This window comes from Streptomyces sp. NPDC050161 (assembly GCF_044460025.1).
Taxonomy (GTDB): domain Bacteria; phylum Actinomycetota; class Actinomycetes; order Streptomycetales; family Streptomycetaceae; genus Streptomyces.
This window is the reverse complement of sequence record NZ_JBITJM010000001.1, coordinates 604,888-620,414: the sequence shown is the minus strand read 5'-3', so window position 1 is coordinate 620,414 and position 15,527 is coordinate 604,888. Positions and strand designations below refer to the sequence as shown.

General features: G+C 72.1%; 11 protein-coding genes. 2 read left to right on the top strand and 9 right to left on the bottom strand.

Annotated features, from left to right (window positions below; translation table 11 throughout):
• Positions 1 to 115: 115 nt before the first annotated feature.
• A complete protein-coding gene (locus ACIBK8_RS02685) occupies positions 116 to 2,533 on the bottom strand; it encodes a polysaccharide lyase 8 family protein (RefSeq protein WP_399039680.1) in 2,418 nt (805 codons plus the stop codon).
• A gap of 196 nt (positions 2,534 to 2,729) precedes the next feature.
• On the opposite strand from ACIBK8_RS02685, the gene ACIBK8_RS02680 reads away from it, so the two are divergent.
• Positions 2,730 to 3,356, top strand: a complete 627-nt coding sequence (locus tag ACIBK8_RS02680) for a YceI family protein (protein WP_399039679.1) — start codon at positions 2,730 to 2,732, stop codon at positions 3,354 to 3,356.
• Between the two features lie 87 nt (positions 3,357 to 3,443).
• Here the strand turns inward: ACIBK8_RS02680 and cimA are convergent, their stop codons facing one another.
• The 8 genes from cimA to ACIBK8_RS02640 all read right to left on the bottom strand — a co-directional run bounded on the left by cimA (position 3,444) and on the right by ACIBK8_RS02640 (position 13,793).
• Entirely contained in the window at positions 3,444 to 5,099 is a 1,656-nt protein-coding gene (cimA, locus tag ACIBK8_RS02675; protein ID WP_399039676.1) for a citramalate synthase, read from the bottom strand.
• A 350-nt stretch (positions 5,100 to 5,449) separates the two neighbouring features.
• On the bottom strand, positions 5,450 to 6,793 hold the full coding sequence (locus tag ACIBK8_RS02670) for an MFS transporter (protein ID WP_399039675.1): 1,344 nt from the start codon (positions 6,791 to 6,793) through the stop codon (positions 5,450 to 5,452).
• Between the two features lie 106 nt (positions 6,794 to 6,899).
• Positions 6,900 to 7,517, bottom strand: a complete 618-nt coding sequence (locus tag ACIBK8_RS02665; RefSeq protein ID WP_399039674.1) for a TetR/AcrR family transcriptional regulator — start codon at positions 7,515 to 7,517, stop codon at positions 6,900 to 6,902.
• A 39-nt stretch (positions 7,518 to 7,556) separates the two neighbouring features.
• Positions 7,557 to 8,597 (bottom strand): agmatine/peptidylarginine deiminase, encoded by a 1,041-nt coding sequence (locus tag ACIBK8_RS02660; RefSeq protein ID WP_399039673.1) that lies wholly within the window; start codon positions 8,595 to 8,597, stop codon positions 7,557 to 7,559.
• Between the two features lie 53 nt (positions 8,598 to 8,650).
• A complete protein-coding gene (locus ACIBK8_RS02655) occupies positions 8,651 to 10,375 on the bottom strand; it encodes an urease subunit alpha (RefSeq protein ID WP_399039672.1) in 1,725 nt (574 codons plus the stop codon).
• Positions 10,372 to 11,061 (bottom strand): urease subunit gamma, encoded by a 690-nt coding sequence (gene ureA / locus ACIBK8_RS02650; protein WP_399039671.1) that lies wholly within the window; start codon positions 11,059 to 11,061, stop codon positions 10,372 to 10,374. The genes ACIBK8_RS02655 and ureA overlap by 4 nt, the downstream gene beginning before the upstream one ends.
• A 252-nt stretch (positions 11,062 to 11,313) precedes the next feature.
• On the bottom strand, positions 11,314 to 12,399 hold the full coding sequence (locus tag ACIBK8_RS02645) for a branched-chain amino acid aminotransferase (protein WP_399039669.1): 1,086 nt from the start codon (positions 12,397 to 12,399) through the stop codon (positions 11,314 to 11,316).
• Between the two features lie 353 nt (positions 12,400 to 12,752).
• Complete coding sequence (locus ACIBK8_RS02640) at positions 12,753 to 13,793, bottom strand: 3-isopropylmalate dehydrogenase (RefSeq protein ID WP_399039667.1); 1,041 nt, start codon at positions 13,791 to 13,793, stop codon at positions 12,753 to 12,755.
• Positions 13,794 to 13,921: 128 nt separating this feature from the next.
• On the opposite strand from ACIBK8_RS02640, the gene ACIBK8_RS02635 reads away from it, so the two are divergent.
• Positions 13,922 to 15,517 (top strand): fibronectin type III domain-containing protein, encoded by a 1,596-nt coding sequence (locus ACIBK8_RS02635; RefSeq protein WP_399039665.1) that lies wholly within the window; start codon positions 13,922 to 13,924, stop codon positions 15,515 to 15,517.
• The last annotated feature ends 10 nt before the right edge of the window (positions 15,518 to 15,527 follow it).

Sequence of the window (15,527 nt, the reverse complement as noted above, 5' to 3'; positions counted from 1 at the left end):
TCGTCCGATCGGGTGTGCCGGGGGCGTGTGGTCTGTATGGGGCCGACAAATCCGGGGATGGAGATGTGGTGGTCTCGCGGGTTGTGCGGGCGCCGTCGCCGGGTGGCCGGGGCGGTCAGGGCAGGGTGACGGTGCAGCTGTGGGTCGCGCAGGCGGTGCCGGGGGTGACCCGTAGCCGCAGGGTGCGGCCGGTGGCCAGTACCTCGACGGCCGGGTCGTGGGCGGGCACCGCGCGCACCGGGTGGTGCCAGGTGATCTCCAGCGGTGCGCCGGAACGGTCCGGGGCGGCGAGGTACAGGCGGGCGGAGCGGGCGTCGCCGCGGCGGGTTCCGCGCAGCAGGATGCTTGCCGGGCCGTCGGTGGTGAGCGGGCCCGCGTGGCCCGGCTGCCAGAAGTTGGCGGCGGTCAGGCCGAGGGTGGGGACGTGAATGGCCTGCTGGGCCCGTGAGTTGGCGAGGACGGTGAGCCAGTGGCGGTCGGCGGCGCGGGCTGCGGTGGCGTGCGGGGTGGCGCCGGGCATGAGGAGGTACGCGTAGCTCGCGTCGGCGGGGTCGGTGCCGTGGTCGTGCCAGAGGGTGAGGTAGCGGCGGGTGAGGGGGGCGGTGGACGAGCCGGTGTTGATGTCGTGCCAGGAACCGGTGCGGTCCTCGCGGAGGGTGTGCAGCGGGGCGCCGTCGGGGAAGACGTAGCCGCCGTGGCCGGCGAGGTGGGCCCAGCGGGCGGCGGGGAAGGTGACGGTGCGGCCGGTGCGGGGCGGCTGCACGCGGCCGTCGACGGTGAGGGTGGCCTGGGGGTCGGCGCCCAGTGCGCGGTTGTCGACGACGGTCTCGGCCGGGACGCCGTCCTGTGCGGTGATGCCGGCGCCGAGGCAGACGACGGTGTCGGCGAGGAAGAACCAGGATTTCCTGGCGGTGAGGGTGGAGGCGAGGCCGCGCAGGTGCTGTCCGACGGCCGCGTAGGTGCCGTCGGTGGTGCCGCCGACCCAGCGCACGTCCGGTTTCGGCTCGCCCCAGCCGCCGCCCTCGTCGTCGGCGAGGCGCTTGGTGGAGACGGTGGTGCCGGGCAGCCGGTAGGGGTCGACGGTGGGCCAGTACGCGTCGGTGTACTGGCCGCCGCCGAAGTCCGCGCCCCACCAGGAGAGCATTCCGGCGCCGGTGTGCCAGCCGCGGCGGTTCTCTCCGTTGCCGTTCTCGTAGTACGTGATGCGGTCGGACGCCATGGCCAGGCCGGCGGCCCAGCCGGGGCGGCGGTGGACGGCGCGGTCCATGGCGGGGAAGAGGCGGTGGCCGACGGGTTCGGGGGCGGCGGGGGCCGGGTCGTCGAGGGCGGCGGCGACGCGGGCGAGGTCGGCTACGGGGTACTGCGGGTCGCCGCGGACCGGCAGGGTGTGGTCCCGCTCGGCCCAGCCCTTGATCATGGCGTGCCAGCGGGTGCGCTCGGCGCGGCTCGCGGCCCGTCCGAGCAGCGCGATCGCAGCGATGAGGGCGTGCCCGTGGTAGTGGTCGCTGCGCGGTGTCCCGTGTGCGTCGCCGCGCGGGGCGCCGCGGCTGATGGCCCGGCCGTTGACCATGTCCATCATCAGGCCGTTGTACAGCAGCGGCGCGTACGCGTGCTCGACGCTGTCGATGACGAGTTGCCCTGCCGGGTCGGTGACCGCCCAGGGTGACCCGTCGAGCAGCGTGAACAGGCGGCCGATGCCGTCCAGCAGGACGTAGCCGTAGGTGCCGGAGTAGGCGACCCAGCTGTGCTGGATGAAGGAGCCGTCGGCGTAGAGGCCGTCGCCCTTGGTGACGTGGGGGAAGACCGGCGAGAGCGCGTCGCGGGCGAGGGCGAGCCGGTCGGGGTCGCGGCCGATGATGCCGCGGAGTGCGACGACGCGGCACAGGTCGACGCGGTTGGCGCCGGTGCTGGTGCCGGTGTAGTCGCCGAGCGCGGAGTCCGGGACGAAGTGGTGGACGGCGGCGAGGTAGCGGGCGCGGCGCCGGTCGGTGAGCGGGCTGCCCGCCGGGTGGTCGTCGAGGACGGCGACGGTGTCCAGGAGGAGCTTCGGGCTGCCGATCTGCCAGTCCCACCAGTTGCCGTAGGGGGTGGTGGCGGGGTGGTAGACGGTGGCGTCGATGTGGTCGAGTCCGGTGACGACGGCGGCGGCGAGACCGGCGTCGCCGGTGAGTCCCGTGCCGGGCTGGGCGTACGCCTGGGCCATGGTGTGCAGGCGGTCGTAGCTCGTGGTGATGCCGCTCGACGGGTCGAAGGGCAGGCCGGGCCAGAGCGTGGTGGCGGTGGGCCGCATCGTGGCGCGGAATCCGGCGGCGCGGGTGCCGGTCTCCTTCAGGGCCGTGGCGTACGGCTCGGCGGCGGGATCGAAGCCGGTGCCGAGGATGAGGCCGGTCCACCGGGCGCGCAGGGCGGCGAAGGGGTCGGCGGGTCCGGTGGATGCCGGGGTACGGGACGGGGCGCCGCCGGTGAGGCGCAGCGTGCCGCCGGTGGTGACGGCGAGGAATCCCCTGCGGGACCAGGTGGGCGGCTGGGGCACGGCCGGTCCTCTCGATGGCGTCAACTGTCCTGTGGCGCTGAGCACTTGAGAGTGTTGTGACGGTTTAGCACGGCATGTGGGGTGGGGACAACGGGCGCGCGGGGAGTGGCATCGACCAGAGAGGTTGAATGTTGAACTACATGGCGCTCAGGTGAATCTCGTTGAAGGTTAAACAAACTGTCTTTGAGGAGGAGCCATGGCTCTGTTCCACCGCAAGCGCCCCGAAGCCCCCGCCGCCGCAGGCACCGCAGCCCTCGTCGAGGCGGACCCCGCGCTCGCCGCGCTGACCGGCGACTACACCGTCGACCCCGCGCACAGCAGCATCGGCTTCACGGTCCGGCACGCCATGGTCACCAACGTCCGCGGCTCCTTCGGCGAGCACGAGGGCACGCTCCGCCTCGACGGCAGCGACCCGTCCCGCTCCACCGCGTCCCTGGACGTCAGGACCGCCGGCGTGGACACCGGCATCGCCGACCGCTACGCACACCTGCGCGGCGCCGACTTCTTCGACTCCGAGACCTTCCCGCTGATGACCTTCCGCTCCACGGCGGCCGAGCAGGTGGCGGGCGACCGCTTCCGGATCACCGGCGACCTGACCATCAAGGACGTCACCAGGCCGCTCACCATCGACCTGGAGTTCCACGGCGCGGCCACCGACGTCTACGGCGCCGAGCGGGTCGGCTTCGAGGGCCGCGCCGAGATCCTGCGCTCCGACTGGGGCCTGACCTGGAACGCCGCGCTGGAGACCGGCGGCGTGATGGTCAGCGACAAGGTCAAGCTCACCTTCGACATCTCCGCGGTCAAGGCGGCCCCCCAGGGCTGACCGGTCGCGGCACCGGACACCGCGGCCCCGCGCCGGCCCCTCCCCCGGGGGCCGTGGCGCGGGGCCGCGGTCGTGCCGTGTGGGTCGTTACTCCTGCGGCTGCACACCGGCCCGCAGCAGGCCGTAGGCGTAGGCGTCGTCGAGTGCCTGCCATGAAGCGGCGATGACGTTCTCCGCGACGCCGACGGTGGACCACTCGCCGTTGCCGTCGGTGGTGGAGATCAGGACGCGGGTGATCGATCCGGTGCCCTGACGGCCCTCCAGGATGCGGACCTTGTAGTCGACCAGCTCGATCCTGGCGAGCTGCGGGTAGATCCGCTCCAGGCCGACGCGCAGCGCCCGGTCCAGGGCGTTGACCGGGCCGTTGCCCTCGGCCGTCGCGACGATCCGCTCGCCCTTGGCCCACAGCTTCACGGTCGCCTCGTTGGCGTGGGTGCCGTCGGGGCGGTCCTCGACGATCGCCCGCCAGGACTCCACCCGGAAGAACTTCGCGGCCCGGCCCAGCGCGCCGTCCCGCTCCAGCTCGTCACGGAGCAGCAGCTCGAAGGAGGCGTCGGCGGCCTCGTAGGTGTAGCCCTGCGACTCGCGTTCCTTGACCCGCTCGACGACCCGGCCGACCAGCTCGCGGTCGCCGCCCAGGTCGATGCCCAGCTCCTTGCCCTTCAGCTCGATCGAGGCGCGGCCCGCCATGTCGGAGACCAGCATCCGCATGGTGTTGCCGACCAGCGCCGGGTCGATGTGCTGGTAGAGGTCCGGGTCGACCTTGATCGCCGAGGCGTGCAGACCGGCCTTGTGCGCGAAGGCGGAGACGCCGACGTAGGGCTGGTGGGTGGAGGGCGTGAGGTTGACGACCTCGGCGATGGCGTGCGAGATCCGGGTGGTCTCGGCGAGCTTGCCGGGCGGCAGGACGGCGCGGCCGTACTTCAGCTCCAGGGCGGCGACGACCGGGAAGAGGTTGGAGTTGCCGACCCGCTCGCCGTAGCCGTTGGCGGTGCACTGCACGTGGGTGGCGCCCGCGTCGACCGCGGCCAGGGTGTTGGCGACCGCGCAGCCGGTGTCGTCCTGGGCGTGGATGCCGAGGCGCGCACCGGTGTCCGCGAGGACGGTCCGCACCACCGCGGCGACCTGGGCGGGCAGCATGCCGCCGTTGGTGTCGCAGAGCACGACGACGTCGGCGCCCGCCTCGCTCGCGGTGCGCACGACCTGCTTGGCGTAGGCCGGGTCCAGCGCGTAGCCGTCGAAGAAGTGCTCGCAGTCGAGGAAGACCCGGCGGCCCTGGGCACGGAGATGGGCGACGGTGTCCGCGATCATCGCGAGGTTCTCGTCCGGCGTGGTGCGCAGCGCCAACTCCACGTGCCGCACATGGGACTTGGCGACCAGCGTGATGACCGGTGCCTGCGACTCCAGGAGGGCGGCGACCTGCGCGTCGTCCTCGACCCGCACACCGGCCTTGCGGGTGGCGCCGAAGGCGACGAGCTGCGCGTGCCGGAAGTCGATCTCCGTGCGGGCGCGCTGGAAGAACTCGGTGTCGCGGGGGTTGGCGCCGGGCCAGCCGCCCTCGATGAAGCCGACGCCGAAGTCGTCCAGGTGCCGGGCGATGGTGAGCTTGTCGGCGACGGTCAGGTTGATGCCCTCGCGCTGGGCACCGTCGCGCAGCGTCGTGTCGAACACATGGAAGTCGTCGGACGGCAGGCCGTTGGCCTCGGTGTCCTGGGACGATTCGGGTTCGGGTGCGTCCGTCATGCTGGTCTGAACTCCTGTCGGGATCTCGGTCTACCGGAATGACCGGCTCCACCGTCCCTCCATGTTCCCTCGCGCTCCCCTTCCGGCGGCAGGTGGGCCGGAAACGAAAAAACCTCTCGCGGGTGCGAGAGGTCTGCGCGCGGGTCTGGGACGACGGTGGCCGCGTCGTACTCGGTTCGTACGAGCGGTCACTGCGGACCGGCGCGCCTGCTGCCAATAATCATGGCCAACGAGAGCACGGCCGCAGTCTGGCACGGCCGGGGCTGCGCGGGGTAGCCGGTCTCACGATGCGGGCGGGCGGTGCCCCGGGCCGGCTGCGGGGGCGCCGGCCCGGGGCGTGAGGGAGAAGGTCAGCCGGCCGCCACCGCGCCCGTCTCCGTGCCGCCCGGTGCGCCGGCCCCTTCCTTGCCGTCGCCGTCCTTGCCGACCCGGTGCAGGTCGATGGTGCGGGTCTCGCGCATGCTGAGGTAGACGACCAGCGAGACGGCGGCGCAGCCGGCGACGTACCAGTAGTAGCCGGACTCGATGCCGCCCTTCTTGAACCACAGCGCGACGTATTCCGCGGTGCCGCCGAAGAGGGCGTTGGCGATGGCGTACGGCAGGGCGACGCCGAGCGCGCGGATGCCGGTGGGGAACAGTTCGGCCTTCACGCAGGCGTTGATCGAGGTGTAGCCGGTGACGACGACCAGCGCCAGCAGGGACAGGCCGAGGGCCGGCCAGAACGTCCCGGCGTGCCGCAGCAGAGTCATGATCGGCACGGTCAGGAAGGTCGAGCCGACGGCGAAGGTGATCAGCAGCGGACGCCGGCCGATCCGGTCGGACAGCTTGCCCGCCAGCGGCTGGAGGCACATGAAGACGAACAGCGCGCAGAAGCTGACCAGCGAGGCGGTCGACTTGTCCATCCCGGCGCTGTTGGACAGGTACTTGGTGAGGTAGGTCGTGTACGTGTAGTACGCGACGGTGCCGCCCATGGTGAGCGCGATGACGAGGAACGCCTCGCGCTTGTGGGCCAGCAGCGCCTTGAGGGTGCCGCGGTCGGGGTCGGCCGCCGTCTGGTCGTCCGCGGCGTAGACCTCGGTCTCCAGCATGGTGCGGCGCAGGTAGAAGACGATGGCGGCGCCCAGCGCTCCGATGATGAAGGGGATGCGCCAGGCCCAGCTGTGCAGCGCGTCGTCGGACAGGGTGCGCTGGAGCACGATCTGGAGGCCGAGGCCGAGCAGTTGGCCCGCGGTCATCGACACGTACTGGAAGCTGGAGGCGAAGCCGCGGCGGCCGGGCGCGGACGCCTCGGTGAGGTAGGTGGCGCTGGCCGCGTACTCGCCGCCCACCGACAGGCCCTGGAGCATCCTGGCGATGAGCAGGACCGCGACGCCGCCGTAGCCCGCGGTGCCGTACGTGGGGGCGATGGCGATCAGGATCGCGGATGCGGACATCAGGGTGACGGTCAGCGTGAGCGCCGCCTTGCGGCCCTTGCGGTCGCCGACCCGGCCCAGCACCCAGCCGCCGACCGGGCGCAGGAAGAAGCCGACGGCGAAGATCCCCATGGTGTTCATGAGGTTGGCGGTGTCATTTCCCTTCGGGAAGAACGCGTCCGCGAAGTACACCGCGAAGCTGGCGTAGACGAACCAGTCGAACCACTCGACCATGTTGCCGGCCGAGCCGACCCAGATCTTCTTCCATTGCTCTCGTCCCATAGCCGCTCACGGTCGCGGACGCGGGGGCCTTCGGCAAGAGCCGCCACCGCAACGATCACGCGTACTTGTGTGCTTTGAGGTCACGGGCCGCGGCCGTCGCCGGTGGTCAGCCCGTCGGCAGGGCCAGCGATTCGTCCAGGAAGTCCCTTACGTGGGCCTGCACTTGCTCCCGGTCGGTGCCGGGCAGGCCGACCACGAGGTGGGTGCCGAAGCCGTCGAGGAGGGCGCGGGTGCGGGTGGCGAAGCGTTCGGCGTCGACGGGCCTGAACGCGCCCTGCGAGATGCCTTCGACGACGAGGGCGGCCAGGTCGCGGTGCCAGGCGAGTTCGAGGTCGAGCTGGCGCTGGCGTGCCGCGTCGTCGGCGTTCCTGGAGCGGTTCCAGACCTCGAGCCACAGGGTCCAGCGCGGGTCGAGGTGACCGTCGGGGAGGTAGAGGTCGATCAGCGCGTCCAGCCGCTCGCGGGGCGGGACGCGGCGGGAGAGTGCGGCCCTGCGCTCCGCCCCGAGCTGCTCCTCGCTCCACTGGAGGGTCTGGAGCAGCAGCTCGTCCTTGGTGCCGAAGTAGTACAGGATGTGGCCGCTGCTCATGCCGACCTCCCGGCCCAGGCCCGCCATCGTCAGCCCGTCGAGCCCTTCCGCCGCGATGGTGGCCATCGCGGCGGCGAGCACCTGTTCGCGGGGCTGGCTGAGCCGCCGCCTCGGGCGGCGCGCGGGAGAGGGCACGGGGGCCTCCGGGGTCGGCTGGTGGTGCGGGCCTGGCTCTCAGACCTCGGGCTGTTGCTGGGTGATGCAGTGGATGCCGCCACCCGACGCAAAGATCGTACGGGCGTCGACCAGGGTCACGGTGCGGTCGGGGAAGAGCCCGCGGAAGATCGCGGCGGCCTGCTCGTCGCGCGGGTCGTCGAAGGCGCAGAGGACCACGCCGTCGTTGCAGAGGTAGTGGTTGATGTACGAGTGGTCGACGAAGGCGCCGTCCTCCTCGATGCCGGTGGGCGCGGGCACCTCGACGACCTCCAGGCGGCGGCCACGGGCGTCCGTCGCCTCCCGCAGCAGGGCGGCGATGTCCTGGCAGATGGCGTGGTCGGGGTGGCGGGGGTCGGGCTGGGTGTGCACGAGGACGGTGCCGGGGCGGGCGAAGGCGGCGACGATGTCGACGTGGCCGCGGGTGCCGAACCGCCCGTAGTCGGCGGCGAGTCCGCGCGGCAGCCAGATCGCCTTGGTGGTGCCCAGGTGCGCGTGGATCCCGGCCTCGACCGCCGCCTTGTCGTGGCCGGGGTTGCGGCCCGGGTCGAGCTGCACGGTCTCGGTGAGCAGCACGGTGCCCTCGCCGTCGACGTGCAGGCCGCCGCCCTCGTTGACCAGCGGTGAGCGGTACGTGCGGGCGCCGGCCAGGCCCGCGACGTACGAACCGATCTCCGCGTCGTGCTCCCAGCGGGCCCAGTCCTGGGCGCCCCAGCCGTTGAAGACCCAGTCGGTGGCGGCGAGCCTGCCGTTGCCGTCGGTGAGGAAGGTGGGGCCGATGTCGCGCATCCAGGCGTCGTCCAGGGGCTGTTCGACGACCTCGATGTCCGGGCCGAGCAGCGTGCGGGCGTGCGCGGCCCGGCCGGGGCCCGCGACGACGGTGACCGGCTCGAAGCGGCGTACGGCGCGGGCGACCGCGGCCCACGCCCGGCGGGCGTCGGCGAGCGCCCCGGCGCCCTCGTCGCCGAACGTGAAGTTGGCGCCCGGCCAGGCCATCCAGGTGCGCTCGTGCCTGGCCCACTCCGGGGGCATGCGGAAGCCGTCGGCGGCGGGGGTGTTCATGCGGGGGTCCTCACGGGTTCACGGTGACGGGGGTGGGGCGCGGGTCCTGCGGGTTACAGGAAGTACAGGCGGGAGAGCGACACGCTGTCGGCGGGCGCCGAGCGCATCGGGTCGCCGTCGAGGGTGACCAGACCGCTGCGGGCGTCCACCTGGACGTCGCCGACCCGGGAGTTGTGGACGAGGTCGCCGGGGCCGATGCCGCGGGTGCCGCGGACCGCGACCCGGCGGCGGCGGGTGGGCAGGCCGTCACCGCCCCCTTCGGCGGCGGCGCGGGAGACGAACGCGACGGAGATCTCCGCGGGGGTGGCGCCGTGCGCGCCGAACTGCGGGCCGAGCACCAGGGGTTCGCAGGTGTCGGTGGCGGCGTTGGGGTCGCCGGTGACGCCGTACGCGGGAAAGCCGGACTTCAGGACGAGCTGCGGCTTGGCGCCGAAGAACTGCGGCAGCCACAGCACGATGTCGGCCATCTTGCCGACCTCGATCGATCCGATCTCGTGCGAAAGGCCGTGGGCGATGGCGGGGTTGACGGTCAGCTTGGCGACGTAGCGCAGCACCCGGGCGTTGTCGTCGTGCGCGCCGTCCCCTGCCATCGGCCCCAGCTCGGCCTTCATCTTCCCGGCCATCGCGAAGGTGCGGCGTACGGTCTCCCCGGCCCGGCCCATGCCCTGGGCGTCGGACGAGGTGATGCCGATCGCGCCGAGGTCGTGCAGCACGTCCTCGGCGCCCATCGTGCCGGCGCGGATGCGGTCGCGGGCCATGGCGGCGTCGCCCGGCAGGTCGGTCTTGAGGTCGTGGACCGAGACGATCATGCCGTAGTGCTCGGCGACGGCGTCCCTGCCGAAGGGGAGGGTGGGGTTGGTGGAGGAACCGATGACGTTGGGGACGCCGGCCATCTTCAGGACGTTGGGGACGTGCCCGCCGCCGCAGCCCTCGATGTGGAAGGCGTGGATGGTGCGGCCTTCGAGCACCGCGAGGGTGTCCTCGACGGAGAGGCATTCGTTGAGGCCGTCGCTGTGCAGCGCCACCTGCACGTCGTGTTCCTCGGCGACCCGCAGGGCGGTGTCCAGCGCGCGGGTGTGCGCGCCCATGTCCTCGTGCACCTTGAAGCCGCAGGCGCCGCCCTCGGCCAGCGCCTCGACCAGCGGCGCCGCGCCGGATGACGAACCGCGGCCCAGGAAGCCGATGTTGACCGGCCAGGCGTCGAACGCGCCGAACGCGTGGCCCAGCGCCCAGGGTGAGTTGACGCCGACGCCCCAGACGGGCCCGAACTCCTGGCCGATGATCGTGGTGACGCCGGAGGCCAGGGAGGCTTCCATCACCCGCGGCGAGAGCAGGTGGACGTGGGTGTCGACGGCGCCCGCGGTGGCGATCATGCCCTCGCCTGAGACGATGGACGTGCCGGTGCCGACGACGACGTCCACGCCGTCGAGGGTGTCGGGGTTGCCGGCCCGCCCGATCGCGCTGATCCGGCCCTCGCGGATGCCGATGGACACCTTGCGGATGCCCTGTACCGCGTCGATGACCAGGACGTTGCTGATCACCACGTCGCAGGTCTCGCGGACGGCTGCGGCCTTGAGGTGCAGCCCGTCCCGCGCGGTCTTGCCGAAACCGGCCAGGAACTCGTCGCCCGGCTTCTGGGAGTCCGACTCGACGCGGACGACCAGGCCCGAGTCGCCGAGCACGACGCGGTCGCCGGCCCGCGGGCCGTGCACCGACGCGTACTCGTGGGGGTCGACGCCGCCGCTGACGGTCTTGGTGTGCGCGCAGTGCTCGCTCATGCCTGCTCCTCCGCTCCCAGGTAGCCGCAGGCGGCGGCCCGCCGCAGCGCTTCGGCCCTGGCGCCCGGCGCATCCAGCGGCCCGTCGACGAGACCGGCGAAGCCGATCGCGATCCGGTCGCCGCCGATGGGCACCAGGCCGACATCCGACGCGCCGCCGGGGTCGAACCGCACGGACGAGCCGGCCGGTACGCACAGCCGCATGCCGTAGGCGGCGGCGCGGTCGAACTCCAGCCGCGGGTTGGCCTCGAAGAAGTGGAAGTGCGAGGTGACGCTGACCGGCACGGTGGCGGTGTTGCGCACCGCGAGCCGCAGGGCCGGTTCGGGTTCGGGTCCTGCGGGCCCGGGGAGCACCGCGCCGGGCGCCCGCTCCCCCGCCCCGCCGCCGGGTATCGGGTCGGTGACCACCGCGAGCCGGGAGCCGTCGTCGAAGACCGCTTCCACATGCACCTCGGTGACCACATCGGCCACCCCCGGCAGGACGTCGTCGGGGCCGAGCACGCCGCGCGCGGCCTCGATGGCCTGCGCGAGGCGGCGCCCGTCCCGCGCCGCCTCGCAGACCGTGTCCGCGATCAGCGCGGTCGCCTCGGGCACGTTCAGCCGCAGCCCCCTGGAGCGGCGGGCCCGCGCCAGTTCGGCCGCGCCGAACAGCAGCAGCCGGTCGCGTTCCGTCGGGGTCAGCCGCATCCTTCGCACCTCCAGCTCGTTTAGAGCAGCACTCTAACGGGCGCAGGGCAATGCGGGAAGGTGTCGACCAGAGATACTCCATAGGTCACATTGAGCGTTGCTCTAATTCGTGGGCGGTCGGTTGCCGCCTCTCCCCACCACCCGCACGAGCGCACCGGATCCCGTCCACGAGACGACCGGCGAACAGCAGGACGCGGGGCCGCCACCGGTCGGTCGGTGGCGGCCCCGCGTCCTGTCGTCGGGTGTCCCGGCTCAGCCGAGGGGGTGCATCCAGCCGTGCGGGTCGGCGGCGGCGCCGGTCTGGATGTCGAGCAGCGCCCTGCGGAGCTTCATGGTGACCTCGCCGGGCTCACCGTCGGCCACGTCCCAGGAGGCGCGGGCGGACTTCACCGAGCCGACGGGGGTGATGACGGCGGCGGTGCCGCAGGCGAACACCTCGGTCAGCGAGCCGTCAGCGGCTGCCGCCTTCCAGTCGTCGACCGAGATCCGGCCCTCGGCGACCTCGTAGCCCAGGTCGGCGGCGATGGTCAGCAGCGAGGCGCGGGTGATGCCGGGCAGCAGCGAACCGGTCAGCTCCGGGGTGACGATGCGGTTCCCGTACACGAAGTACAGGTTCATCCCGCCCATCTCCTCGATCCAGCGGCGCTCCAGCGCGTCCAGCCAGACCACCTGGTCACAGCCCTGCTCGGCGGCCTGCGCCTGGGCGACCAGGGACGCGGCGTAGTTGCCGCCGGTCTTGGCGGCGCCGGTGCCGCCCGGGACGGCGCGGACGTACTCCTCGGAGAGCCACACCGAGACCGGCTTGACGCCACCGGAGAAGTACGCGCCGGCCGGCGAGGCGATGACGAGGAAGAGGTATTCGTTGGCCGGCTTGACGCCCAGGCCCACCTCGGTGGCGATCATGAAGGGCCGCAGGTAGAGGGACTCCTCGCCGCTGGCCGGCACCCACGCCTTGTCCTGGGTGACCAGCGCGTCGCAGGCCGCGACGAAGGTGTCGACGGGCAGCTCGGGCATGCCCAGGCGGCGTGCGGAGTCCTGGAAACGGCGGGCGTTGGCGTCCGGCCTGAAGGTGGCGACGGAACCGTCGGGCTGGCGGTACGCCTTGAGACCCTCGAAGATCGTCTGCGCGTAGTGCAGGGTCATGTTCGCCGGGTCGATGGAGAGCGGCGCGTACGGCACCAGCTGGGCGTCGTGCCAGCCGCGGCCCTCCGTCCACTTGATCGTCACCATGTGGTCGGTGAAGTGCCGGCCGAACCCGGGGGCCTTCAGGAGCTGTTCCCGCTCGGTGTCGGACAGCGGGTTCGATGAGGGCTTGAGCTCGATCGTGGGCGTCGTCATGAATGCATGTCCTTCACTGCGTGTTCCGATACCGCGGGCCACCGTCCGGCCCTCCATGAGGAGGCCGACGGCCCGAGGGGTGCCCCGGAGTTGCGGCACCGGTGCGGTTGATGCGCCGCGCGCATACGGGAACCCGGGGCCGCCCCGCGTCACCGGGACATCCAGGGTTCTCCGTGGGCGGCGGCCCACGTCCGATTATCGCTCGCGAGTATCCGCGGACGGAATCGTGCGTGCGGTCCGGTTCCGATGGTCCCACCGAAACCGGAAGGGGTACATGTGTGCCCAAACACACGCAGCGCCGGGCCTCGGCGGCCCGGCGCTGTGCGTACTGCTGGTCAGATACGGCGCGGGGGTCAGCCCGCTACGCGTGCGGCGAGCGCGTCACCGATCTCGTCGGTGCTGCGCGCGTCCCCGTCGCGGGCCTCCAGGTCGGCGGCGACGGCCTCCTCGATGCGGGCGGCCTGCGCGTCGAAGCCGAGGTGGCGCAGCAGCAGGGAGACGGAGAGGATCGTCGCCGTCGGGTCGGCCTTGCCGGTGCCCGCGATGTCCGGCGCGGAGCCGTGCACCGGCTCGAACATCGAGGGGAACTCGCCGGTCGGGTTGATGTTCCCGGAGGCGGCGAGGCCGATGCCGCCGGTGACGGCCGCGGCGAGGTCGGTGAGGATGTCGCCGAAGAGGTTGTCGGTGACGATGACGTCGAACCGCTCGGGCTGCGTGACGAAGAAGATCGTCGCGGCGTCGACGTGCAGGTAGTCGGTGGTGACCTCGGGGTACTCCTGGCCGACCTTGTCGAAGATGTTCTTCCACATGTGCCCTGCGTAGACCAGGACGTTGTTCTTGTGGACCAGCGTCAGCTTCTTGCGGGGACGGGAGTCGGCCCGCTCGTACGCGTCCCGCACCACCCGCTCGACGCCGTAGGCGGTGTTGAGGCTGACCTCGGTGGCGACCTCGGCCGGGGTGCCGGTGCGCAGGCTGCCGCCGTTGCCGGTGTACGGGCCTTCGGTGCCCTCGCGGACCACGACGAAGTCGATGTCGGGGCGGCCGGCCAGCGGCGTCGCGGTGTTGGGGAAGAGCTTCGACGGACGCAGGTTCACGAAGTGGTCGAAGGCGAAGCGGAGCTTGAGCAGCAGTCCGCGCTCCAGCACGCCGGAGGGTACGGACGGGTCGCCGATCGCGCCGAGGAGGATCGCGTCGTGCTGCTTGAGCGCGTCCAGTTCCTCGTCGGGGAGGGTGTCGCCGGTCGCGTGCCATCGCTTGGCACCAAGGTCGTACTCCTTGGTTTCCAGCTTGACGTCCTGCGGGAGGACCGCGGTCAGGACCTTGAGGCCCTGGGCCACGACTTCCTGGCCGATACCGTCACCGGGGATCACTGCGAGGCGAATGCTGCGAGACATGCCTGGACCCTACTCTCCGTCCCATCCGTTGACACGTGGCGTCCGGCATACGGACACATGGGGATCCGGTCAACCGCCGTTCACCCCCAGGACCCGCTCCGGACGGCCGGCGCTGGGACCTTTTCGCCATGACTGGAGACCACCGGGCAGCCCCCCTGCCCTCGCACACCCCCCGCGTCGGCATACCCGAGCAGCTCGCGGCCCGGATGAGCATGCCGGAACAGCACGCATACCTCCGCACCAAGCTCACCCGCCGCGGGCTGCTGCGCAGTTCGGCGGCGACCGCGGGGGTCGTCGCCGGTTCCGGGCTGCTGGCGGGATCCGCCCAGGCCGCGCCCTCCCCCACCCTGCTGACCTCGCACGCCGCGAGCCACGTCGACGGTTCGCTGGTCGCGCCGTTCGGCCGGCACCTGGCGTTCGGGGCCGACCCCACGACGCAGATGCGGGTGGGCTGGCAGGTGCCGTTCGCGGTCCGCCGCCCGTACCTGCGGGTCGGCCACAAGCCCTGGGACCTGGGGCGCAAGATCCAGGCCGAGGTGCGCGACCTGCACACCCCGTCGCTGTCGGCGAAGCTGCCCGCCGTCCAGCAGTACTACCTGCACGCGGCGCTCGACGGCCTGCGCCCGGGGACGACGTACTACTACGGCGTCGGCCACGACGGCTTCGACCCGGCCGACCCGCGGCACTTCTCCACCGTCGGCACCTTCCGCACCGCCCCGGCCCGCGCCGAGACCTTCGTCTTCACCGCCTTCGGCGACCAGGGCGTCAGCTACCACGCGCTCGCCAACGACCAGTTGATCCTGGGCCAGAACCCGGCGTTCCACCTGCACGCGGGCGACATCTGCTACGCCGACCCGGACGGCCAGGGCTCCGAGCACGACACCTACGACGCGCGGGTGTGGGACCAGTTCCTGGCGCAGACCGAGTCGGTCGCCAAGTCCGTGCCGTGGATGGTGACGACCGGCAACCACGACATGGAAGCCTGGTACTCACCCCACGGCTACGGCGGCCAGAACGCCCGCTGGACCCTGCCTGGCAACGGCCCCGACGCCCAACACGCGCCCGGCGTCTACTCGTTCACCTACGGCAACACCGCGGTCGTCGCGCTGGACGCCAACGACGTCTCGTACGAGATCCCCGCCAACCAGGGCTACACCGACGGCAAGCAGACCCGCTGGCTGGACCGCCGCCTCGGCGAACTGCGCGCCGCCGACGGCATCGACTTCATCGTCGTCTTCTTCCACCACTGCGCCTTCTCCACCACCAACTCGCACGCGTCGGACGGCGGGGTGCGCGACGCCTGGCTGCCGCTCTTCGAGAAGCACCAGGTGGACCTCGTCGTCAACGGCCACAACCACGTCTACGAGCGGACCGACGCCCTCAAGGGCGGCCGGGTGTCCAAGCGGGTACCGGTCGGCGAGCGGGTCGACGCCACCCGCGACGGCATCGTCTACGTCACCGCGGGCGGCGCGGGCCGTGCGCTCTACGACTTCCCGGTGCCCGACAGCTACGAGGGCCACGTGAAGGACCTCGACTCGGTGGACACCTACCACTGGACGAAGGACCGGGCGAAGGCCAAGGACACCGTGGAGTGGTCGCGGGTGCGCTACACCGGCTTCTCCTTCATCGCCGTCGAGGTCTCACCCGGCCACCGTCCGACGATGAAGGTCACCGCGCTCGCCGAAACCGGCGAGCGCATCGACCACTTCGAGGTGACCCGGTAGCGCGCGGGCC